The sequence below is a fragment of the Flavobacterium hungaricum genome, assembly GCF_015182285.1.
GTDB classification, from domain to species: Bacteria; Bacteroidota; Bacteroidia; order Flavobacteriales; family Flavobacteriaceae; genus Flavobacterium; species Flavobacterium hungaricum.
Map to the genome: position 1 here is coordinate 1,532,305 of NZ_PRDM01000001.1, position 21,912 is coordinate 1,554,216.

The window sequence follows — 21,912 nt, forward strand, 5'->3', positions numbered from 1 at the left end:
ATTTTAATAATGAAACAATATTACGCCATTATCTTTTCGGTTATCTATGCACTGTTTTTTAGGGTTTTAGCAGATTTTAATATAATAGAAATTAACTCATTTGATTATTTTCTTGTCGTTCCGGTTGTCTTAGGATATATTCCTTTTCTGTTTGACCCGGAGACGTTTGTCAACAGCATTTATAAAATCATCTTCTTTTCCTGGATTAGTTCTTTTTTGTTTTTATTAATTGCATTTATTTTTCATTTAGAAGATATCGGGTGTCTGTTAATTTTAATTCCCACATACTTTATAGTTTCTCCTTTAATTGGGCTTATTATTCGTTCCATTTTGAAATATTCAAAGAAAGGCAGCATTGGAAATTTGAAGACCAATGTATTTTTTTTAATCCTTATTCCAATTATTATAGGGAATATTGAGAAACATATCGAAAAAGAAGAAACCCATTTTGTAGTCGAAAAATCGGTACTAATAGATACTTCAAGTAAGGTTATCTGGGGCAATTTATTTGCTGTTCCAGTTTTAACCAATCATATGAATAGATCAGTATATAATTTTTTAGGGTTTCCAAACCCTGTAAGATCTGATTATAATCCTAAAACGAATGTAAGATTGGGATATTTTGACAACGGAGTTATTCTTCACGAAAAAGTAATTGATCTGGAAGAATATAAAAAACTGTCTTTTGCAATTAATGTTCAACAATCAAAACTTGATAACAGTCAGACATTTATGCATGTTATAAAAAAGGAGAGCATGATTTTTAATTCGATTACTTATAAATTACAAAGTATCAATGAATCAAAAACCAGATTAACACTTTTGTGTGATTATAAAGTTAGAACAAACATTCCCCTATATGGAGAATTTTGTTCTAAAAATATAGTCCTTGATTTTGAGAGTAAACTCTTAAATGCTTTAAAGAGTAAAATTGAAGATTAGTACCAAAGGTCGGCAACTTCACTTTTAATAAAACTTAAAGCTGCATTACTTGGTGATTGTTTTTCTAATAAATCATTCAGAATAACTTCGCGTAATTTGTCAGCGGTGTCTACTTTGTCGCTCATTGCAGCTTTACGAATCAGTTGTATTGTTGCATTTTTTGCTGTAGTAATAATGGTCCAGCATTCTTCAGAAACGTAAATCTGCTGCGTTAAATTATGTTCAAATTCGTGTTCGATCTGGTCGATTAAGAAATTTTCGTAATCGTTTTTTAAAGGTGAGATAGGAGCAACTCTAATTAAAAGTTTGGTCAGATTAATACGCTCTAAGAATAAAGTCATACGCTCATAAGCCTGTAAACGAATCGGAAGTGATTCTGAATGAGCCTGTTTGTTTAATAAAAAAGCACGTTTTTTGTCGTTGTTTTTAATATGCAGTTCAAAAAAACGGTAAGCCACAATTCCAGTTACCAAAGCGGGTAAAGTATAGCTGGCAAGTTCAATTATTTTGTTAAAATCCATTTTATAAATTTTTCAACAAAAATATACTTTTTGAGGAGAATTCCACTTTAAATTTATGCGAATAAACAAAAAGGAAGCTGTACTTTTGCAGCTGGTCATTTATTTTGGTTAAATCAATTTTATAATGGATTCCTATATCATATTTTTTCTTTGTTTAGCGGCTTTTGCAGCCGGATTTATTGATGCCATTGTAGGTGGTGGCGGCTTGATACAGACTCCGATGGGATTAATTTTACTTCCAAATCTTCCGGTTTCGACAGTAATCGGGACTTTAAAGATTCCGGCTTTTTCAGGAACTGCTTTTGCTGCTTTTCAATATTTAAAAAAGGTAGTTATTCAATGGAAATTATTGATTATCATGATGTGTCTCGCGGTTCCGTCAGCATTTTTAGGATCAACAATTTTAACACTTGTCAGTAATGATTTTATGAAACCGCTCTTGCTGGTGGTTCTGTCTTTGTTGTTTGTGTATACGTACGCGAAAAAGAATTTTGGACAGCATGCTGCAAAAGATCATTCAGAATTAACGCAGATTATCTATGCGGTTGTCATCAGTATTATTGTGGGTTTCTATGACGGATTCATTGGTCCTGGAACGGGAAGTTTTTTTGTTGTGGCTTTTATAGCGCTTTTGGGTTTCGATTTTCTTCACGCTTCTGCGAATGCCAAAATGGTCAATCTGGCGACCAATTTTGGTTCAATTTGTTTGTTCATGATCAAAGGAAAAATCATCTGGGCAATTGCCATTCCGATGGCAGTAAGCAACGGACTCGGCGGTTGGCTGGGCGCAAAACTGGCCATTAATAAAGGAAATGGTTTTATTCGAATTTTCTTTTTGGTTGTTGTTGTTGGGACTTTGATTAGGTTTGCATACGACGTTTTCTATAACTAAAATATTGAAAACCATATAAGTCATATAAGAAATTGTAAGTTTTCTTTATTAAAAGTTAAACCATATGAGTCATATAAGAAATTATAAGCTCTGTCTTAAATTAAAATTTAGCGTTATCTAAGATCATTATTTATGAAATATAATTAAATGAACTTGTATAACTTATATGGTTCAAAATCTTCAAAAAAGACCAATTGTTTTAATCTAGCCCCGATTGAGGCGGTATCCTCGCAGCGGAGCGAAGAGATAAAGCCGAAAGCGGGAAACCATGTCAAATAAAATGCCTACTGCCGGGCTTCAAAAAAACTTAGTCCCTTAGCTCTTCAGTATCTTAGGAACTTTCTCTTTAAATTCTTATTTTTGCATAAAAGGAGAAAATTTCATGCAAAATTATATTGACCAGCTCAACGAAGCACAGAGAGCGCCTGTTTTAAAGAAAGATGGGCCAATGATTATTATTGCTGGTGCAGGTTCTGGAAAGACGAGGGTTTTAACTATTAGAATTGCTTATTTAATGCATCAGGGAGTAGATGCTTTTAATATTTTGTCGCTGACTTTTACCAATAAAGCAGCACGTGAAATGAAACACAGGATTTCGGATATTGTGGGGGCATCTGAGGCTAAAAACCTTTGGATGGGGACATTTCACTCTATATTTGCGCGTATTCTTCGTGCAGAATCGGATCATTTAGGATATCCTTCTAATTTTACTATTTATGATTCGCAGGATTCTGCAAGATTGATTTCTTCAATTATCAAAGAAATGCAGCTGGATCGTGATATTTACAAACCAAAACAGATTCTGGGCCGTATATCTAGTTATAAAAATAGTTTGATTACGGTAAAAGCGTACTTTAATAATCCTGAACTGGTGGAAGCCGATGCGATGGCTAAAAGACCGAGATTAGGAGAAATTTATCAGCAGTATGTAGAGCGCTGTTTTAAAGCCGGTGCAATGGATTTTGATGATTTATTATTGAAAACCAATGAGTTGTTGACCAGATTTCCTGAGGTTTTGGCAAAATATCAAAACCGTTTCCGTTATATTCTGGTTGATGAGTACCAAGATACGAATCATTCGCAGTATTTAATTGTAAGAGCTTTATCGGATAAGTTTCAGAATATATGTGTGGTTGGAGATGATGCGCAGAGTATTTATGCTTTTCGTGGTGCGAATATCAATAATATTTTGAATTTCCAAAAAGATTATGAAGGCGTAATCATGTTTAGATTGGAGCAGAATTATCGTTCGACCCGCAACATTGTGGAAGCGGCGAATACGGTGATGGAACATAATAAAACCAAACTGGATAAAGTGGTTTGGACAGCCAACGATTTTGGTGCAAGAATTAAAGTGCACAGAAGTTTGACTGATGCCGAAGAAGGACGTTTTGTTGCCAGTACTATTTTTGAGCAGAAAATGCAGCAGCAGCTTCATAACGGATCTTTTGCTATTTTGTACCGAACCAATGCGCAGTCGCGTGCAATGGAGGATGCTTTGAGAAAGCGTGATATTCCGTACAGGATTTATGGAGGTCTATCTTTTTATCAGCGTAAAGAAATTAAAGACGTGCTGTGTTACCTGCGTTTGGTTTTGAACCCAAAAGACGAAGAAGCTTTGATTCGTGTGATTAATTATCCGGCTCGTGGAATTGGTGATACTACGGTTGAAAAGCTGACTATTGCGGCAAATCATTACAAGAGGTCGATTTGGGAAGTAATGGTGAATATTGATAAAATTGACTTAAAACTGAATGCTGGTACAAAGAATAAATTGAAAGATTTTGTGACCATGATTCAGAGTTTTCAAGTTATTGATCAAAATCATGATGCTTTTTATATAACAGATCACGTTGCCAAGAAAACGGGTCTGGTTCAGGAATTAAAGAAAGATGCTACGCCGGAAGGAATGGCGAAAATTCAGAATATAGAAGAGCTCTTAAACGGTCTTAAAGATTTTACCGAAGGGCAAAAAGAAATTGACGGGGCCAGAGGTGCTCTTTCTGAATTTATGGAAGATGTAGCGCTGGCAACCGATTTGGATAAAGATACAAATGATGAAGATCGTGTGGCACTGATGACCATTCACCTGGCAAAAGGTTTGGAATTTCCGCATGTTTTTGTAGTCGGTATGGAGGAAGATTTGTTTCCGTCTGCTATGAGTATGAGTACCAGAAGCGAGCTGGAAGAAGAACGCCGTCTTTTTTATGTTGCTTTAACAAGGGCAGAGCATCAGGCATATTTGACTTATGCGCAGTCGCGTTACCGCTGGGGCAAATTGACCGACAGCGAACCTTCTCGTTTTATTGAAGAAATTGATGGGCAGTATTTAGATTATTTAACGCCATCTGAAACAAGTTACCGCTATAAATCGCCAATTGATGGTGATATTTTTGGAGATGTTGATAAGTCGAAATTAAGATTGAACAAACCAGTAGGAGGAACGCCGCCTGCTCATATTACTAGTAATGAACCAAAACCAGATTTAAATATTCGAAAACTAAAACCTGTTTCTGGAAATGCACCAAGCAGCGGGAATTCAAATTTATTTGACAGTAAATTAACTGTTGGAAATATTGTAATGCACGAACGATTTGGAAAAGGTGAAGTGATTAATCTTGAAGGTGCCGGCCCAGATAAAAAAGCCGAAATCAAATTTGAAGTAGGAGGAATTAAAAAACTCTTACTAAGATTTGCTAAATTAGATGTGGTTGGATAAAATTTTTGTTTCAGGTTTCAGGTTTCAAGTTTCATGTTTGTCTAGCAACGTGAAACCTGAAACTTGAAACTTGAAACAAGTAAAACTAAAAAAACAAATGGCAGAATTTATAAAAATATATCCGGATAAACCTAGTGAAGCGGCAATTGCAAAGGTTGTAAAAGTGCTTCAGAATGGTGGTTTGGTAATTTATCCAACAGATACCGTTTATGGTTTAGGTTGTGATATTACCAACTCGAGAGCATTGGAAAAAATTGCTAAAATTAAAGGAGTCAAATTAGAGAAAGCGAATTTTTCTTTTATCTGTCACGATTTGAGTAATCTCTCAGATTATGTGCGCCAGATTGATACTTCTACATTTAAAATTCTTAAAAGAGCACTTCCAGGACCTTATACTTTTATTCTTCCGGGTAATAATAATTTACCAAAAGAGTTTAAAAAGAAAACAACTGTTGGTATTCGTGTGCCTGATAATAATATTATTCTAGAAATTGTTCGTCAGTTAGGAAATCCTGTGGTTTCTACTTCTATTCGTGACGAAGATGATGTAATCGAATATACTACTGATCCTGAATTGATCTTTGAGAAATGGCAGAATCTAGTTGATTTGGTAATTGATGGAGGATATGGGGACAATGTGGGTTCGACTATTATAGATCTTTCAGATCATGAGCCGGTTATTGTGAGAGAAGGAAAAGGGGATATTGGAATTTTGTAAATAAATACTTTAATTGTATAATTTGTTAAATTATTTACCTAACTTTATTATAGTTAAAATTTAGTTAGTTAATTTACGATAATGCTATTCTTGATTTATATTTAATTGGTTATTAAAAGAATTAAGGATACATAAAAGCAGGTCATTAGACCTGCTTTTTCTGTATTTATAAGTATGTAAAACAAGGATTATTTCGCTTGTTTTTTCATTTCTTTTTCAATCATATCATAGAATTGATCGATTTTTGGCATAACCACAATACGAGTTCTTCTGTTACGAGCTTTGTTGTCTGGAGTATCATTTGCTACTAATGGTACATAAGAGCTTCTACCAGCCGCGATTAATTTTGCAGGATTAACTCCTAACTCATTAGATAATACACGAACAATTGATGTAGAACGTTTAACACTTAAATCCCAGTTGTCTAATAAAACACCATTGCTTCTGTAAGGTACGTCATCTGTGTGACCTTCAACCATACATTCGAAATCTGGTTTGTCGTTTACTACTTTAGCAACTTTAGCCAAAACAGATTTAGCTTTGTCGCTTACGTCGTAGCTGCCGCTTTTAAATAACAATTTATCAGCGATAGAGATAAATACAACTCCTTTTTCAACATTCACTTCGATGTCTGGATCGTTGATTCCAACTGCTCCTTTTAAACTTGTAACTAATGCTAAAGTAACACTGTCTTTTTTAGTTAATGCATCTTGAAGTCTAGAGATTTTTAAATCTTTTTCTTTTAAGCTTTCAAGAGATTTTTCAAGATTTTCAGCACCTTTAGTTGTCAAGATCGTCATATCTTTAGACGTATTGATCAAATCTTGATTATGTTGTTTGTAGCTTTCTGCAGTTGCAGCTAATCCAGCTTTTTCTTCTAAGCACGTATTTAATTTTACAGTACAAGAGTTTAACAAATCTTGGATTTCTTTGTTTTTAGCTTCTAATGCAGCATATTCTTTTTTAGAAACACACGACGTTAAAGCCATTAATACTGATAGTGCGATAACTATTTTTCTCATAATTTAATTTTAATTAGACGTTGATTACAAATTTAGTTTTTAATATTTTGAATACTGTTAAAGATTTCTTTAAATAGCATCATTTTCTTGATATAATAAAGGAAAACGATACTTTTTACAGTATAGTATTGCTGTATCTGAAAATCTTTTCGTTTTTTTAGATAGGGTAAAGATAAACAGTAAAAAGAAAAATGTGCCTTTAGAATTGCAAAAGTATGCCCAAATTTTCCTTGTGTAAGAAAACGGATACCTGCAATTCCGTCCAAAACCATTCTGAAGAAAATGACAAAAAACAAACCTCTTTTGGGTAAGTTTTTGACCATCATTAGCAGCGAATTTCTAAAATTTAAAAAAGTTTTTTTTGGATTTCCCTGCTGCAGAGTTGCTCCGCCAACATGATAAACCTTAGAAGCCGAGTTGTATTTTATAATGTGTCCTTCGTTTGCGGCACGCCAGCATAAATCTATTTCTTCCTGGTGCGCAAAAAAGCTTTCGTCAAAACCGCCTAATTCATGAAAAACATTTTTTCTGATGAAGAAACAAGCACCTGATGCCCAAAACAATTCGCAGTTATCATCGTATTGACCGTTGTCTTTTTCAATAGTGTCAAAAATACGGCCTCGACAAAATGGGAAACCAAATTTATCAATAAAACCGCCGGCAGCACCAGCGTACTCAAAGTATTCTTTATTTTTAAAATCCAGAATCTTCGGTTGAATTATTGCGGTTTGTTTCTCTTTATCAAAAGTTTCAATGATTGGCTGCAGCCAGTTTTCGGTAACCTCAATATCGGAATTTACTAATGCGTAAATTTCGGCATCAATATGTTTTAAAGCATCATTATAGCCTTTTGCAAAACCATGATTTCCAGTATTTTTTACAATTTTAACGGTAGGGAAATTTGCCTGCACAAAGGCAATAGAATTATCCGTAGAATCATTATCTGCAACATATATTGTTGCGCTTTCTGAAAACTGAATAACAGAGGGTAAAAACTGCTCCAGCAATTTTACTCCGTTCCAATTTAAAATGACAACAGCTATCTTATCCAAAGGTATTTTATTTTTAATGGTTTTGTTTATAATCAGGCAGGCTTCTTAAAAACTCATATTTTTCGTTTTCAAAATCCATCTGACAATAAAAATGGTTTAGTCCGTTTGTGACATTCAAAAACCGTGCCTGCATTGTCATATTGTAACGGGCAATTTGATCAAAAACAGCCTGTGATATCTTAACTTCTGGCGCTTTGCATTCTACTAATATATGTATAGTGCCATCCGGATTAAAGACTACAACATCATATCTTTTTCGCAATCCGTTGACAGTTAAAACTTTCTCAACGTTTATTAATGATTTTGGGTATTTTTTTTCATTAATTAAGTAGTGCACGACATGTTGGCGCACCCATTCTTCGGGAGTAAGAATTATGAATTTTTTCCTGATTTCATCAAAAATAGACACTTTATTTTCGCTATTTTTGAATCGAAAAGTATAGGAAGGAAAATTTAGCTTTAACATAAAGCAAAAATATAAAATAGTTTGAGGTTTCTCCCGAAGTCTCAGGATAAAGTTTCAATTAATACATCCTGAAACCTGAAATTTCAAACTTGAAACAAAAATATTGAATGGACGAAGTAATAAAAATTGTAAACGATATAAAAGCAGGAAATATAAAACCGATTTATTTTTTAATGGGGGAGGAACCTTATTATATAGATAAATTATCGGAGTATATTGAAGAAAATGTATTAGCCGAAGAAGAAAAAGGTTTTAACCAGACCGTTTTGTATGGAAGGGATGTTTCTGTTGATGATATTGTTTCAACGGCCAAGCGCTATCCGATGATGGCTGATCGTCAGGTTGTTATAGTGAAAGAAGCACAGGATTTGTCACGAACAATTGATAAAATAGAATCGTATGTCGATAATCCGATGGAAACTACTGTATTGGTTTTTTGTTACAAATACAAAACGCTGGATAAACGTAAAAAAGTGACCAAACTTCTGGCTCAAAAAGGAGTTGTTTTTGAAAGTAAAAAATTATACGAAAACCAAGTCGGAGATTGGATTAAACGCATTCTGGCTGGAAAAAAATATACGATCGATCCTAAAGCAAATGCAATGCTGGTAGAGTTTTTAGGAACAGACTTGAGTAAAATCAATAACGAACTTGAAAAATTGCAGATCATCCTTCCAAAAGGAACAATGATTACACCGCAGCATATTGAGGAAAATATTGGTTTTAGTAAAGATTATAATGTTTTTGAGCTGCGAAAAGCGATTGGAGAACGCAATCAATTAAAGGCTTACAAGATTGCAGAGAATTTTGCTCACAATCCAAAAGAATATCCATTAGTGATGACTACAGGATTGGTATTCGGTTTTTTTGTGCAGCTTCTTAAATACCACGGACTTAAAGATAAAAATCCTAAAAATGTCGCAGCGGCAATTGGTGTGAATCCTTATTTTTTGAAAGAATATGATTTAGCTTTAAAAAATTATCCAATGAGAAAAGTGAGTCAGATCGTGGGGACTTTAAGAGATGTCGATGTTAAAAGTAAAGGTGTAGGTGCCAATGGATTACCTCAAGCTGATCTGTTGAAAGAAATGCTCTATAAAATATTTAATTAAATCACTGAAAATTCACGATATTTGCATTTCGAAAAAATGGAACTACTAAAAATATTAAGCAATTATGGGAATGAATAAAAATACTGTTTTAGGATGGGCTACTTTAATAATGGTCCTTATGGGATTGTTACTTATAGGTCTTGGTGCTTTTAGATACAGTGAAGTTTCGGGATGGGGATTTGCAGCGGCAGGAGTTGGTTTTTTGGCTAATGCCTGGGTTTTTAACGCTTTGAAAGGAAGGGTTTAATTGCAATAACCATAATTGAAAAAAAAACAATTTCAGTTTAATTATATAGAAAATAATCAAAATTTAAAATAAATAAAATGTCAGACGATAAGAAAGTAATTTTCTCAATGCAGAAATTGAGTAAAACCTATCAGGGAGCAGACAAACCGGTACTTAAGAATATTTATTTGAGTTTCTTTTACGGAGCTAAAATTGGTATTTTAGGTCTTAACGGTTCTGGAAAATCTTCTCTTTTAAAAATTATTGCCGGTGTAGACAAAAACTATCAAGGAGATGTTGTTTTTCAACCGGGTTATACTGTAGGATATTTAGAGCAGGAACCAATTCTTGACGACTCTAAAACGGTTATCGAAATTGTTCGTGAAGGAGCTGCAGAAACGATGGCAGTTTTAGAAGAATACAATCAGATAAACGATTTATTCGGTCTTGAAGAGAACTATTCAGATCCTGATAAAATGGATAAATTGATGGATCGTCAAGCTGCTTTACAAGATAAAATTGATGCTCTTGGTGCTTGGGAAATCGATACCAAATTAGAAATTGCAATGGATGCTTTGCGTACGCCTGAAGGTGATACGCCTATCAAAAACCTTTCTGGAGGTGAGCGTCGTCGTGTAGCTTTATGTCGTTTGTTATTGCAGCAGCCTGATGTATTGCTTCTGGATGAGCCTACCAACCACCTTGATGCTGAATCTGTACTTTGGTTAGAGCAGCACTTAGCGCAGTATGCGGGAACTGTTATCGCGGTAACGCACGATAGATATTTCCTTGATAATGTGGCTGGTTGGATTTTAGAGCTGGATAGAGGAGAAGGTATTCCGTGGAAAGGAAACTATTCTTCTTGGTTAGATCAAAAATCAAACCGTATGGCGCAGGAAGAAAAAGTAGCTTCTAAACGCAGAAAAACTTTGGAACGTGAGTTGGAGTGGGTTCGTCAGGGTGCAAAGGGACGTCAGACCAAACAGAAAGCGCGTTTACAGAACTACGATAAGTTATTAAACGAAGATCAAAAACAACTGGATGAAAATCTAGAAATCTATATCCCGAACGGTCCGCGTTTAGGGACCAATGTTATCGAAGCAAAAAGTGTTGCCAAAGCTTTTGGTGATAAATTATTGTACGATAATCTGAATTTTACTTTGCCTCAAGCTGGTATCGTTGGAATTATCGGACCAAATGGTGCTGGTAAATCTACTATTTTCAAAATGATTATGGGAGAACAAGCTACTGACAGCGGAGAATTTTCGGTTGGAGAAACGGTAAAAATCGCTTATGTAGATCAGTCTCACTCTAATATTGATCCTAATAAATCGATCTGGGAAAATTTTGCAGATGGTCAGGAATTAATTATGATGGGCGGAAAGCAGGTAAACTCTAGAGCTTACTTATCTCGTTTCAATTTTGGAGGCGGGGAGCAGAATAAAAAAGTTTCGATGTTGTCTGGTGGAGAACGTAACAGACTTCACTTGGCAATGACTTTGAAAGAAGAAGGAAATGTACTTTTACTGGATGAGCCTACGAATGACCTTGATGTCAATACGCTTCGTGCACTAGAAGAAGGTTTAGAGAATTTTGCAGGTTGTGCCGTAATTATTTCGCACGACAGATGGTTCTTAGATAGAATTTGTACGCACATTCTAGCTTTTGAAGGAGATTCTGAGGTTTATTTCTTCGAAGGAAGTTTCTCTGATTATGAAGAAAACAAAAAGAAACGTCTTGGGGGGGATTTAACTCCTAAGCGCTTGAAATATAGAAAGTTAATTAGGTAATAAGTTCTGATAAATTTCAAATAAAAAATCCCAAATTCCAATTGATGTGAATTTGGGATTTTTTTTATTAAATATGTTTTTGCCGTTCTTAAGTTTAGTTTGTCATTTTGAAGTAAGAAGAAATCTCACTTCCAAAATGCTAATCTTTGTAGAGTTTCTCGCGAAGATTTCACCTTACGGCGAAATGACAAGATTACAGTAAAATTGAATTTTCTACAAAAATTTCGCTTTCAATTCCGGAGTAGGAATCATGCAGCTTTCTTTTTTGCCGTACCAATTGTATCTGTTTTTGGCTACGTAATCATAAATACGATCGCTTATAAAAATGGGAATAATTCTAAAAACAAAAAGCATTTTCCAAAAACCTCCAAAATCTCTTGCGATTTCAATTGCGGCAGAAGATTTATAAAAATAGGCAACTCCAGGATTGAATAAAATAATACTGTCCATTTTAGAAAAACTGATTCCCAGATGTTTGCAAATTGAAATGCCCAATTCAGATTGAAGTGCAACAAATCTAAAAACATCCTTTTTGTCATGTTTTATGATAAATTGCACGGCAGTATCACAAAGATTACAAACTCCGTCAAAAAGGATGATTTTTTTATTTTTAGGAAGATTTTCCATTTTGTATTTTAAGTTTGAACTTTGTCACGGTTTTAAACTTTTTTGACAAAGCTTTATGTGATTTAAAAAATTGATGTTTTTATATAAATTGTTGCAATACCTAATAAGGCAATAAATATAAAAGATATAAAAGTTAATTTAATTAATTCCTTGCATAAAATATACTTTTCGTATAGATTAACTCTTTTTAAATCTTCTAAATCTTTGTTATTATTAAATTGATAAATATCTATTACTAGTCCTTTGTTATAATTACTAAAGCTTCCAGAATCAGATACATGTTTAGTAAATAATTCAGAGTTTTTTATTTTGAGTATACGGCTAAACTCCATTAATTTATCAAAGAAGTTAAATACAAATACTGGAAATGTTGGTATGGCAAAAATAATTGGTGCAAAATTTTTTAAAGGTTTTGGAAAAATTAAAAGCCAAACAATGCTAGCAACAAGAATACTATAAAAATAGAGCTGCAGTTTTGATTTACTCATGATATTTCAATTGATCTTAACTGTTTAAAACAAAAGTTGTGCAAAAACAAGGTATCAGTTTTTTTTATTGAATTTTTATTTTATATAATATTTGTAAATCAAAAACGGCTCTCATAAATTGTTTTTAAGCGATTTTCTAAACTTACAAATCTTCTTGATTGTATTTTTGAAGATAACTCCTTAAATCGCTTTATTTTAATTTTTTCATTTTTTGCCTGTTTTTAATGACCAAAAAACTGAAGATTCATCTTCAAATTATTTTTTAACAGCTTCAACCAGCTCCAATTCGTCTAAACTTACTTTCGATGTAAAAATTCCGTAATTAACTGTTGCTTTATTTTTTTCGATCGAATCGATACTTCCCACAGATCTTCCGTCTTGCATTCTTACTCGGTCACCAACTTTTAAAATTGGTTTTGGTTTCTCTACAACAGGTTTAAGTTTTTTCTCTTTTTTCTCTTTTCGAATTTCTTCAACTTTTACAGTAACTTCAGCAATAATTTCTTTTTGCTTTTCAACTTTGGCTTTAGTTTCTTTTGGAGTTGCTTTTTTTCGTTTTGAATTTTCAATTTCAACAATTTTTAAAAACTCACCAATAAGTTCTTTTTTATTTTTGTTGTTGAAATATTTCTCAGCAATATCATCAATTTTTTGTCCTATATATATAATCTTTTGATTGCTGTCGTATAGTTCCTGATAGCTTTCTAATTTTTGCTGAATTCTCGTATTGATGTTTTCCATCTTTTTACTTTCCTCACGAGCCCGGGTTTCTTCTTCTTTTAAATTCAGAGAAGTTTTTTCAAGCTTTGATCTCTCTTTTTGAAGCGTTGCAATGGTCTTGTCAAAACGAACTTTTCCAACTTCTATTTTCTTTTTCGCACGATTGATCAATCCAAACGGAATTCCATTTTTCTGTGCTACTTCAAAAGTAAACGAACTTCCCGCCTGACCTAAAGCCAGTTTGTACATTGGTTCGAGAGATTTTTCGTCAAACATCATATTCGCATTTGTTGCGTATGGAAGTTCATTTGCTAAAATCTTCAAATTAGAATAATGCGTTGTAATAATTCCGAAAGCTTCACGGTGGTAAAATTCTTCGAGGAAAATTTCAGCCAAAGCGCCACCCAGTTCAGGATCAGATCCTGTCCCAAATTCATCAATTAAAAACATGGTTTTACTGTTACATTTCTTTAAAAAGTAATTCATGTTTTTTAGACGATAGGAATATGTACTTAAATGATTTTCAATAGATTGATTGTCTCCAATATCAGTTAAGATTCTATCAAATAAGAAAGTTTCACTCCTTTCATGTACTGGAATTAAGATTCCGGATTGCAGCATTAATTGTAACAAACCAACGGTTTTTAACGAAATAGTTTTTCCACCTGCGTTTGGTCCAGAAATTACAATAATTCTGTTTTCTTGTTTTAATTCAATAGTCTGCGGATGCGTAACTTCTTTTTTCTGTTTGTTATTTAAATATAAGATAGGATGATAAGCTTCTCTAAAAAACAATCGTCTTTCGTCTGTAATAGTTGGTAAGATTCCGTTAATGCGATTGGCGTATTTTGCTTTACCGGCAACAACATCAATATCACTTAAAAAATCTTGGTATTCAATTAATAACGGAAGATAAGGTCGAATGACATTCGATAAATTTTTTAAAATTCTAGTAATTTCTTCTTTCTCCTCATATTCCAGATTTGCTAATTCTCTCGAATATTTAAGAGTAGCTTCTGGTTCAATGTAAGCGATACTTCCTGTTTTAGAACTTCCTAAAATAGAGCCTTTTACCTTACGACGGTACATTGCCAAAACGGCTAAAACCCTGCGGTTTTGTACAAAGCTTTCTTTGATATCGTCCAAATATCCTAAGCCGTTGTATTGTGTTAAAGCAACTCCAAAACTTTGATTTACTTTGCCGCGAACCAAATTCATGTTTTGTCGGATTCCTGCTAAAGTCGGAGATGCATTGTCTTTTATTTCTCCATATTTGTCTACAATTGCGTCAATGGCAGTTATAATATCTTTGGTCAGTTCTACACGAGAAGCTCTTGTATTTAAGTTTGGATAATAATCGTCAAATTTTTTCAAGAAATTCAACAACACATTTGTAGTCGAAGAAAGATTGGCAATTTTTCTAAAACTTCCTACTTCAAGAAAGCTGTCTTCAATTGCTAAAAACTTAATTTCGTGCGTAATGGCATCAAACCCGTGATTTGGAATTGCGTTATTATTTTGAAAAGAAGACACATATTCTGATGTCTGCATCAGCGATTGCATTAATTCTTCTCTGTCTCTAAATGGTTTTATTTCTAAAGCCTTTTCTTTTCCGATGTCGGTATTACATCCATCTGAAATGGTTTGTAATACGGTTGGAAATTGTAGGTCTTGTAATGTTTTTTCTGTAATACTGATCATTTATTTTCTTTATGAAAGCAAAAGCAAAAGTACGAAAACATTATGATTGAAATCTACAACTGATTCTAAATTTATACTGTTAAGAATATGATTTTAAGTAATTATTTCTGAAATTCGCAAAAAAAAAGATATGGACGTAAAAATGCATGATTCCTGGAAACCAGTTTTGAATGAGGAATTTGAAAAATCCTATTTTAAAGAATTAATTGACTTTGTAAAATCAGAATATACTACTAAGGTTTGTTATCCAAAAGGAGCTCAAATTTTTGCTGCTTTTGACCATTGCCACTTTGATCAGGTAAAGGTTGTTATTATTGGACAGGATCCTTATCATGGTCCAAATCAAGCAAATGGATTGTGTTTTTCTGTAAATGATGGAATTCCGTTTCCGCCGTCCTTAAACAATATTTTTAGAGAAATCGAAACAGATTTAAATAAACCTTTGCCTAAAACCGGAAATTTGGAACGCTGGGCAGATCAAGGCGTTTTTCTTTTAAATGCCACTTTAACCGTAAGACAGTCTGAAGCTGGAAGTCACCAAGGAAAAGGCTGGGAAAAATTTACGGATGCAGTAATCAAGAAAATTTCTGAAGAAACAGAAAATGTAGTTTTTTTACTTTGGGGCGGATTTGCACAAAAAAAAGCAGCATTGATTGATGCTAAAAAACATCATATTTTAAAATCCGGACATCCTTCGCCTTTAAGCGCAAACAGAGGTTTTTGGTTTGGAAATAAACATTTCAGCCAGACCAATGATTTTTTGAAATCTAAAGGTTTGAAAGAAATTGAGTGGTAATTTTTTTATAAGTAACAAAGTTGCAGAGCGACAAAGGTGCAAAGGCAGAGCTTTGCTTCTTTGTGACTCTATTGAAAAAAAATAATTAAAAAATCTTTTGTTTCTTGCTCCCGATAGCTATCGGGAGCAAGAAACAAAAGATTTAATTTGTATTACTTTTTAATAATTTCTTCTAAAACAGCTTTCTTTTCGTAGTTTACTACTTTTAGGATAATTTCTTGATTTTTAGCTGTCTTTCCTTCAATAATATATGTTTTTCCTCCATTAAAAGGAACATTACTTTGGTCAAAATCGACATCTCCATAAGTTAACGTACTTTTGATATCAGCAGTATCAACCCATTTTTGATTTAATGTTTGTATTGCTTTCTCAGAATATTGAAAAGGTTTTGTTCTAAGATTATTTAAAACTCTGGCGTTTGGAAAATAGTTGCAGCGGGTATCTTTTCCACTAAAAACAAGTGCTACGAAAAAACAGCCCATAACAAGGCCAATCAAATAATAAGCAAAACGGTGTACGAACTTCATGAAATAATTTTTTTGCAAAGGTACATTAAAGTTGCCTTAAAATACAAGTAAATTAATATCGTTATCTGGAAGATCAAACCAATCTCCAATTGCTTTATTGGTAAGGATTCCGTGGTATAAGTAAATTCCGTTTTTAAGTCCTTTATTGCATCTTATAGCACTTTCGATACCGCCATCTTCTGCAATTTGATGCAGATAGGGTGTTAAAATGTTACTAATCGAAAGGGAAGCAGTTTTAGAATATCGCGAAGGAATATTAGGTACGCAATAATGCAGAACATTGCTTTTTATAAAAGTTGGTTTTTCGTGAGTTGTAACTTCCGAAGTTTCAAAACAGCCTCCAGTGTCAATGCTAACATCCACAATTACAGCTCCTTTTTTCATGTGTTCTACCATTGTTTCTGTTACGATAATTGGGCAGCGTTCTTTACCGCGCATGGCGCCAATAGCAACATCACAGCGGCGCAAAGCTTTTAGCAGTCCTTTTTGCTGCACCGTAGAAGTAAAAATTCTTTGGCTTAAATTGTTCTGTAAACGACGTAATTTTGTAATAGAGTTGTCAAAAACTTTTACGTTTGCGCCAAGACCAATTGCAGTTTTTGCGGCAAATTCTCCGACTGTTCCAGCTCCAAGAATAACCACTTCGGTAGGAGGTACGCCTGTAATATTTCCAAACAAAAGTCCTTTTCCGAATTCGTTTGTAATCATTAATTCGGCAGCAATTAATATAGAAGCCGTTCCGGCAATTTCACTTAACGATTTTACAGCAGGATACGATCCGTCTTCGTCTTTGATGTATTCAAAGGCAAGAGCGGTTATTTTTTTCTGGGCCAAAGCCTCAAAATAAGATTTCTTTTTAGTTTTAAGCTGGATTGCAGAAATGATAACTGTTTCCGGATTTATCATTTCGATTTCTGCCAGTGTCGGCGGTTCGACTTTTAAAAGAAACGGACAGCCAAAAACTCTTTTGGTGTCTTTTGTAATTTCTGCGCCCGCATCACTGTACTCCTTATCTGTGTAGCTCGAACTTTCGCCCGCTCCAGATTCTATCATTACGCGGTGTCCTGCATATGTTAATGAATTTACAGCGTCTGGCGTTAGGCAAATACGACGTTCTTGGTAACTTGTTTCTTTCGGAATCCCAATGAAAAGTTCGCTTTTAAAACGGCCAACTTCAAGTTTTTCTTCTTGTGGCAGCAATTGCTGTTTTGTAAATGGAGTTAAAGTAATTGACATGGGATGCTTAAAAAATTAAGAATACAAATTACGTAAAAAGTTTTAAAATTAGTGCAAATTTTCTGCTAATACTAGAACAATATTATGTTATTATTTTCTCCATTTTTATATCGGCTCTTTCGTAAACTCCTTCCTCTAAAGGAATTTCATTAAAACCAAATTTTGTATATAAATGTATAGCAGGAAGTAATTTGGTATTTGAATATAAAAATAGTCTTTTGATTTTGTGTTCTTTAGCAAATTCAATGCAATGGGTCAAAAATTTGTTTCCGATTCCAAGTCCTTGTGCTTTATCCGAAACGGCCATTTTGCTTAATTCAAAAGTTTCATTGTCAGATTTTAAAAGCGAAAAAGTTCCTAAAATTTCATCATTGTATTTTGCGTAAAAAATAAATCCTCCCTTATCAATAATTTCTTCTTTTGGATTTGAAAGTGTCAATTCGTCTTTTTCTTCTACTTTAAAGTATTTTTCCAGCCACTCTTTGTTTAGAATTTTGATGTGTTCTTTTAAATCTTCCGAAAATGCGATTATTTCTAAGGTACTTTTGGTATCCATACTAGTTATGTTATTTTTTGTGCCTCTTTGTGAGATTCTTTGCGAAACTTTGTGAAATTATTTCGCCAAGATTCTCAAAGGTTTCAACGGAGATTCTCAAAGATTTTATTGAAGTTTCAATTCTCTTTTTCCGTCTTCCAATAATTCGATAGAAATAGTGGAATGTTCTTCAGGGATTAAACTTTCAATTTTTTCTGACCATTCTATAAAACACCAATTTCCAGAATACAAGTAATCGTCAACACCCATATCCAGGGCTTCGGTTTCTTGTTTTATACGGTAAAAATCAAAGTGATAGACTTTTTTACCATTTGGAATTTGATATTCATTTACTAAAGAAAAAGTCGGACTGCTGGTAGCGTCAGTGATTCCAAGACTTTTACATAACTGTTTGATTAAAGTAGTTTTGCCAACACCCATTTCACCATTAAAGAGAATGATTTTGCTAGGATTTTGAGCCAGGATCTGCTCGGCAGTTTCTTGAATTTGATCTAAAGTAAAAGTGATCGTCATTTTGTGGTGTTTTTTATGCTACGAATTTCACAAATTCTAATGAATTAATCTAGAATAATTTGTAGAAATTTGTGCAATTCGCAGTAAATAAATATCCTTCTTAATTGTTTTTTCGCGTAAGCGTAATATATTTTTAGCCACAGATTCAAGCATTAAAATGATTTTTTGAATCAGTTTTAATCTTTGAAATCTGCGGCATTTTTTATCTGAATCAATCTGCGAAAATTCGAGAATTCGCGGCTAATAAAATTATTTAGGATTAAAAACCAAAAATGGGATAATCATTTCTTCCAAAGAAATTCCACCGTGCTGGTAGGTGTTTTTGTAATAACTAACATAATGGTTGTAATTGTTTACATAGGCTAAAAAGAAATCATTTTTAGCAAAAATAAACGAGCTGCTCATGTTAATAGCGGGTAAACCAATAGTTTTAGGTTCTTTTACTACGTAAACATCTTTTTGTTCGTACGTTAAGCTTCTTCCGGTTTTGTAACGCAGATTTAGACTTGTATTTTTGTCTCCAACCACTTTTGACGGGTTTTTCACATTGATGGTTCCATGATCCGTTGTTAGGATTAGTTTGAAACCTAAAAGCTGTGCTTGTTGAATAATTTCCAGCAAGGGGGAATTTTTAAACCAGCTCAAGGTTAACGAACGATAAGCTTTGTCATCAGAAGCCAGTTCTTTTACCACTTCCATCTCTGTTTTAGCATGCGAAAGCATGTCTACAAAATTATAAACTACGGTAACTAAATCATTTCCTTTTAATGCTTTAAAGTTTTCAGCCAGTTTTTTTCCACCTGCATAATTGGTGATTTTAAAGTAATCTTCTTTAATATTTAATCCCAAACGTTTTAATTGAGCCGATAAAAATTCTGCTTCATAAAGATTTTTTCCGCCGTCCTCTACATCATTTTTCCAATATTCAGGGTGCTTTTTTTCCATTTCCAAAGGCATTAATCCAGAGAAAATAGAGTTTCTGGCATATTGCGTAGCAGTTGGCAGAATAGAGTAGTACGGAACTTCTTTTTCTAGTTTGTAGTAATTTGAAATTACAGTTTCAAAAGATTTCCATTGGTCATAACGCAGGTTGTCAATTACAACAAAAAGAATTGGTTTGTCTTTCTTTTTTATCTCCGGAACAACTAATTCTTTAAATAAAGTATTGGACATTACAGGCTTTTCAGCTTTTGGTTCAAACCAGTCTTCGTAATTTCTCTCAATAAATTTTCCGAATTGTGAATTGGCTTCCACTTTTTGAGATTCCAAAATTTCAATCATTGCCGTATCGTTAATGTCTTCTAATTTTAGTTCCCAAAAAATTAATTTTTTATAAAGTTCCACCCAGTCTTCATAAGAATTCACCATGGCTAATTCCATAGAAATTTTTCTAAATTCTTTCTGATAATCTAAGGTTGTTTTTTCTGTAATTAACCTCGAATCGTCTAAGTTTTTCTTTAAACTCAACAAAATCTGATTCGGATTTACTGGTTTAATTAAGTAATCGGCTATTTTAGAGCCAATTGCTTCTTCCATTATATATTCTTCCTCACTTTTGGTAATCATAATCATCGGAATGGCTGATTTTTTTTCTTTCATTTCAGAAAGTGTTTCCAAACCGCTCATTCCAGGCATATTTTCATCCAAAAAAACAATGTCAAAATTATCTTCTTCAAATAAAGTTATAGCATCAAGACCGTTGTTACAAGTAGTTACGGCGTAGTTTTTCTTTTCTAAAAATAATATATGAGGCTTTAAAAGATCGATCTCGTCATCGACCCAAAGTATTTTAATCTTATCCATAAACAAATTTAATTTTACTGCAATTTAAAGCTATAGAACTTAAAAAGTATTAAAAATAGTATAAAATTATAAAAGATAAATGATGATTTTATTTAAGTTTTTTTATGCTTAAAATACAGTTTGTTGATTATCAAACTACTTTACAGATTGATTTTTAAATTAAAAAGACCAAACTCTTTATGGTTATTTACTTATATTTGTTGACCTAAAAAATAACCATAGAGTGACTCAGATCAATAAATTAAAAATATTCAATGATCCTATATACGGCTTTATTACGATTCCAAACGAGCTGATTTATGATTTAATTCAACATCCTTATTTTCAGCGTTTACGACGTATTTCGCAGATGGGTTTGTCGTATTTGGTGTATCCGGGTGCAAATCATACGCGTTTTCATCATGCTTTGGGCTGTATGCATTTGATGCAGAAAACCATTAATACACTTCGTTTTAAAGAGGTTGCCATTTCTCAAGACGAAGAAAATGCGTTGTTAATTGCTATTTTACTCCACGACATTGGTCATGGACCTTTTTCTCATGCAATGGAAAGAAGTATTGTAGAAGATGTGCATCATGAGGCTATTTCTTTATTGTTTATGAATCAGCTTAATGAAGAATTTGAAGGCCGATTAAGTCTGGCAATTCAGGTTTTTAAAGGAGAATACCACAGAAAATTCATGCTGCAGCTGATTTCAAGCCAGTTAGATATGGATCGAATGGATTATCTTAAACGAGATAGTTTTTACACTGGTGTTGCAGAGGGTAATGTGAATTCTGAACGTTTGATTCAGATGATGAATGTTGTAAATGATGTTTTGGTTATAGAAGAAAAAGGAATTTATTCTGTAGAAAAATTTCTTTTATCCAGACGATTGATGTATTGGCAGGCTTACCTTCATAAGACAAGTTTGGTAGCCGAATTGATTTTGATGAAAGTTTTAAAGAGAGCTAAAGAGTTGGTTTTAAAAGGAATTAATCTTCCTTGCAGCGAACCTCTTTCGTACTTTATGCATAATAAAATTTCTTTAGAAGATTTTGATGCTCAAAATTTAGATTTGTTTTCGCAATTAGATGATTTTGATATTATCAGCGCGCTCAAGACATGGCAGAGACAAGACGATTTTGTTTTAAGCACATTGAGTAAAATGATCATTAACAGAGATTTGCTTAAAATTAAAATGAGTGCAGAAAAAGTTTCTGCAGAAGAATCTCAAGCGTTAAAGGAGGAGTTTGCAGAAGAGCATAAAATTTCGCAATTAGAAGCAGGATATTTTATTTTTAGAGGAAAAATCAAGAATCAGGCGTATAGTAAAGAGGCAGAACCCATACGAATTTTGAAAAAAGATAAAACAATTGAGGATGTTGTAGAAGCATCTGACCAGCTGAACCTGAAATCTTTATCCAAATTGGTTACAAAATATTATATCTGTTTTCCAAAACAACTTATCTAAAATTAACATTTAAAACCTATTTTTTATATTTT

21 protein-coding genes are annotated in these 21,912 nt (G+C 33.3%); 9 read left to right on the forward strand and 12 right to left on the reverse strand.

All coding sequences use genetic code 11. The features are described 5' to 3' along the window. Window positions 1-9: 9 nt before the first annotated feature. Window positions 10-942: a hypothetical protein gene (locus C4F50_RS06485; protein ID WP_193845591.1), complete on the forward strand. Its 933-nt coding sequence runs from the start codon at window positions 10-12 to the stop codon at window positions 940-942. Here C4F50_RS06485 and C4F50_RS06490 read toward each other — a convergent pair. Further along, window positions 939-1,463: a DUF7935 family protein gene (locus C4F50_RS06490; RefSeq protein WP_193845592.1), complete on the reverse strand. Its 525-nt coding sequence runs from the start codon at window positions 1,461-1,463 to the stop codon at window positions 939-941. The genes C4F50_RS06485 and C4F50_RS06490 overlap by 4 nt on opposite strands. 124 nt (window positions 1,464-1,587) lie before the next feature. Here C4F50_RS06490 and C4F50_RS06495 point away from each other — a divergent pair, with 124 nt between their 5' ends. The 3 genes from C4F50_RS06495 to C4F50_RS06505 all read left to right on the forward strand — a co-directional run bounded on the left by C4F50_RS06495 (window position 1,588) and on the right by C4F50_RS06505 (window position 5,792). Beyond that, window positions 1,588-2,355 (forward strand): sulfite exporter TauE/SafE family protein, encoded by a 768-nt coding sequence (locus C4F50_RS06495; RefSeq protein ID WP_193845593.1) that lies wholly within the window; start codon window positions 1,588-1,590, stop codon window positions 2,353-2,355. A gap of 382 nt (window positions 2,356-2,737) precedes the next feature. Then, window positions 2,738-5,074, forward strand: coding sequence for an ATP-dependent helicase (locus tag C4F50_RS06500; RefSeq protein WP_193845594.1), 2,337 nt, complete (start codon window positions 2,738-2,740; stop codon window positions 5,072-5,074). 97 nt (window positions 5,075-5,171) lie between these two features. Then, window positions 5,172-5,792 (forward strand): L-threonylcarbamoyladenylate synthase, encoded by a 621-nt coding sequence (locus C4F50_RS06505; protein ID WP_193845595.1) that lies wholly within the window; start codon window positions 5,172-5,174, stop codon window positions 5,790-5,792. A 188-nt stretch (window positions 5,793-5,980) separates the two neighbouring features. On the opposite strand, the gene C4F50_RS06510 is transcribed toward C4F50_RS06505, so the two are convergent. The 3 genes from C4F50_RS06510 to C4F50_RS06520 are packed head-to-tail and all read right to left on the reverse strand — an operon-like array spanning window position 5,981 to window position 8,332. Continuing rightward, on the reverse strand, window positions 5,981-6,814 hold the full coding sequence (locus tag C4F50_RS06510; RefSeq protein WP_193845596.1) for an OmpA/MotB family protein: 834 nt from the start codon (window positions 6,812-6,814) through the stop codon (window positions 5,981-5,983). Between the two features lie 32 nt (window positions 6,815-6,846). Further along, a complete protein-coding gene (locus tag C4F50_RS06515; RefSeq protein WP_193845597.1) occupies window positions 6,847-7,866 on the reverse strand; it encodes a glycosyltransferase family 2 protein in 1,020 nt (339 codons plus the stop codon). A gap of 13 nt (window positions 7,867-7,879) precedes the next feature. Then, the gene (locus tag C4F50_RS06520; protein WP_193845598.1) at window positions 7,880-8,332 is read right to left on the reverse strand and encodes a type I restriction enzyme HsdR N-terminal domain-containing protein; all 453 of its coding nucleotides are present in this window, start codon (window positions 8,330-8,332) and stop codon (window positions 7,880-7,882) included. 107 nt (window positions 8,333-8,439) lie between these two features. On the opposite strand from C4F50_RS06520, the gene holA reads away from it, so the two are divergent. The 3 genes from holA to ettA all read left to right on the forward strand — a co-directional run bounded on the left by holA (window position 8,440) and on the right by ettA (window position 11,460). Next, window positions 8,440-9,444 carry a DNA polymerase III subunit delta gene (gene holA, locus C4F50_RS06525; RefSeq protein WP_193845599.1) on the forward strand — a complete coding sequence of 335 codons (1,005 nt, stop codon included), beginning with the start codon at window positions 8,440-8,442 and terminating at the stop codon, window positions 9,442-9,444. Window positions 9,445-9,514: 70 nt separating this feature from the next. After that, complete coding sequence (locus tag C4F50_RS06530; protein WP_228011989.1) at window positions 9,515-9,691, forward strand: CAL67264 family membrane protein; 177 nt, start codon at window positions 9,515-9,517, stop codon at window positions 9,689-9,691. A gap of 77 nt (window positions 9,692-9,768) precedes the next feature. After that, window positions 9,769-11,460 carry an energy-dependent translational throttle protein EttA gene (gene ettA / locus C4F50_RS06535; protein WP_180910271.1) on the forward strand — a complete coding sequence of 564 codons (1,692 nt, stop codon included), beginning with the start codon at window positions 9,769-9,771 and terminating at the stop codon, window positions 11,458-11,460. 213 nt (window positions 11,461-11,673) lie between these two features. Here the strand turns inward: ettA and C4F50_RS06540 are convergent, their stop codons facing one another. From C4F50_RS06540 to C4F50_RS06550, 3 genes are all read right to left on the reverse strand, one after another. After that, complete coding sequence (locus C4F50_RS06540) at window positions 11,674-12,087, reverse strand: thiol-disulfide oxidoreductase DCC family protein (RefSeq protein ID WP_193845601.1); 414 nt, start codon at window positions 12,085-12,087, stop codon at window positions 11,674-11,676. A 62-nt stretch (window positions 12,088-12,149) separates the two neighbouring features. Beyond that, on the reverse strand, window positions 12,150-12,575 hold the full coding sequence (locus C4F50_RS06545) for a hypothetical protein (protein ID WP_193845602.1): 426 nt from the start codon (window positions 12,573-12,575) through the stop codon (window positions 12,150-12,152). A gap of 255 nt (window positions 12,576-12,830) precedes the next feature. Next, a complete protein-coding gene (locus C4F50_RS06550; RefSeq protein WP_193845603.1) occupies window positions 12,831-14,996 on the reverse strand; it encodes an endonuclease MutS2 in 2,166 nt (721 codons plus the stop codon). Between the two features lie 130 nt (window positions 14,997-15,126). Between C4F50_RS06550 and C4F50_RS06555 the strand changes: the two genes are divergently transcribed. Further along, window positions 15,127-15,792: a uracil-DNA glycosylase gene (locus tag C4F50_RS06555; protein ID WP_193845604.1), complete on the forward strand. Its 666-nt coding sequence runs from the start codon at window positions 15,127-15,129 to the stop codon at window positions 15,790-15,792. 152 nt (window positions 15,793-15,944) lie between these two features. Here C4F50_RS06555 and C4F50_RS06560 read toward each other — a convergent pair whose 3' ends face one another. The 5 genes from C4F50_RS06560 to porX form a co-directional block, all read right to left on the reverse strand. Next, complete coding sequence (locus C4F50_RS06560) at window positions 15,945-16,319, reverse strand: DUF4258 domain-containing protein (RefSeq protein WP_193845605.1); 375 nt, start codon at window positions 16,317-16,319, stop codon at window positions 15,945-15,947. Between the two features lie 36 nt (window positions 16,320-16,355). Further along, entirely contained in the window at window positions 16,356-17,555 is a 1,200-nt protein-coding gene (locus tag C4F50_RS06565) for an alanine dehydrogenase (protein WP_193845606.1), read from the reverse strand. Between the two features lie 82 nt (window positions 17,556-17,637). Then, entirely contained in the window at window positions 17,638-18,111 is a 474-nt protein-coding gene (locus C4F50_RS06570) for a GNAT family N-acetyltransferase (protein WP_193845607.1), read from the reverse strand. A 105-nt stretch (window positions 18,112-18,216) separates the two neighbouring features. Then, window positions 18,217-18,624 (reverse strand): tRNA (adenosine(37)-N6)-threonylcarbamoyltransferase complex ATPase subunit type 1 TsaE, encoded by a 408-nt coding sequence (gene tsaE, locus C4F50_RS06575; protein ID WP_193845608.1) that lies wholly within the window; start codon window positions 18,622-18,624, stop codon window positions 18,217-18,219. A gap of 249 nt (window positions 18,625-18,873) precedes the next feature. Continuing rightward, window positions 18,874-20,427, reverse strand: a complete 1,554-nt coding sequence (gene porX / locus C4F50_RS06580) for a T9SS response regulator signal transducer PorX (protein WP_193845609.1) — start codon at window positions 20,425-20,427, stop codon at window positions 18,874-18,876. Window positions 20,428-20,650: 223 nt separating this feature from the next. On the opposite strand from porX, the gene C4F50_RS06585 reads away from it, so the two are divergent. Continuing rightward, on the forward strand, window positions 20,651-21,880 hold the full coding sequence (locus C4F50_RS06585; protein ID WP_193845610.1) for an HD domain-containing protein: 1,230 nt from the start codon (window positions 20,651-20,653) through the stop codon (window positions 21,878-21,880). Window positions 21,881-21,912: the final 32 nt, after the last annotated feature.

Excerpts from the sequence above, each read along its gene's own strand:
- C4F50_RS06540 (WP_193845601.1), bottom strand. The coding sequence starts at position 12,087 with ATGGAAAATCTTCCTAAAAATAAAAAAATCATCCTTTTTGACGGAGTT.
- C4F50_RS06555 (WP_193845604.1), top strand. The coding sequence starts at position 15,127 with ATGGACGTAAAAATGCATGATTCCTGGAAACCAGTTTTGAATGAGGAA.
- holA (WP_193845599.1), top strand. The coding sequence starts at position 8,440 with ATGGACGAAGTAATAAAAATTGTAAACGATATAAAAGCAGGAAATATA.
- ettA (WP_180910271.1), top strand. The coding sequence starts at position 9,769 with ATGTCAGACGATAAGAAAGTAATTTTCTCAATGCAGAAATTGAGTAAA.
- C4F50_RS06490 (WP_193845592.1), bottom strand. The coding sequence starts at position 1,463 with ATGGATTTTAACAAAATAATTGAACTTGCCAGCTATACTTTACCCGCT.
- C4F50_RS06520 (WP_193845598.1), bottom strand. The coding sequence starts at position 8,332 with ATGTTAAAGCTAAATTTTCCTTCCTATACTTTTCGATTCAAAAATAGC.
- C4F50_RS06560 (WP_193845605.1), bottom strand. The coding sequence starts at position 16,319 with ATGAAGTTCGTACACCGTTTTGCTTATTATTTGATTGGCCTTGTTATG.
- C4F50_RS06485 (WP_193845591.1), top strand. The coding sequence starts at position 10 with ATGAAACAATATTACGCCATTATCTTTTCGGTTATCTATGCACTGTTT.
- C4F50_RS06500 (WP_193845594.1), top strand. The coding sequence starts at position 2,738 with ATGCAAAATTATATTGACCAGCTCAACGAAGCACAGAGAGCGCCTGTT.
- C4F50_RS06550 (WP_193845603.1), bottom strand. The coding sequence starts at position 14,996 with ATGATCAGTATTACAGAAAAAACATTACAAGACCTACAATTTCCAACC.
- C4F50_RS06545 (WP_193845602.1), bottom strand. The coding sequence starts at position 12,575 with ATGAGTAAATCAAAACTGCAGCTCTATTTTTATAGTATTCTTGTTGCT.
- C4F50_RS06565 (WP_193845606.1), bottom strand. The coding sequence starts at position 17,555 with ATGTCAATTACTTTAACTCCATTTACAAAACAGCAATTGCTGCCACAA.
- porX (WP_193845609.1), bottom strand. The coding sequence starts at position 20,427 with ATGGATAAGATTAAAATACTTTGGGTCGATGACGAGATCGATCTTTTA.
- C4F50_RS06530 (WP_228011989.1), top strand. The coding sequence starts at position 9,515 with ATGAATAAAAATACTGTTTTAGGATGGGCTACTTTAATAATGGTCCTT.
- C4F50_RS06495 (WP_193845593.1), top strand. The coding sequence starts at position 1,588 with ATGGATTCCTATATCATATTTTTTCTTTGTTTAGCGGCTTTTGCAGCC.
- C4F50_RS06505 (WP_193845595.1), top strand. The coding sequence starts at position 5,172 with ATGGCAGAATTTATAAAAATATATCCGGATAAACCTAGTGAAGCGGCA.
- C4F50_RS06510 (WP_193845596.1), bottom strand. The coding sequence starts at position 6,814 with ATGAGAAAAATAGTTATCGCACTATCAGTATTAATGGCTTTAACGTCG.
- tsaE (WP_193845608.1), bottom strand. The coding sequence starts at position 18,624 with ATGACGATCACTTTTACTTTAGATCAAATTCAAGAAACTGCCGAGCAG.
- C4F50_RS06570 (WP_193845607.1), bottom strand. The coding sequence starts at position 18,111 with ATGGATACCAAAAGTACCTTAGAAATAATCGCATTTTCGGAAGATTTA.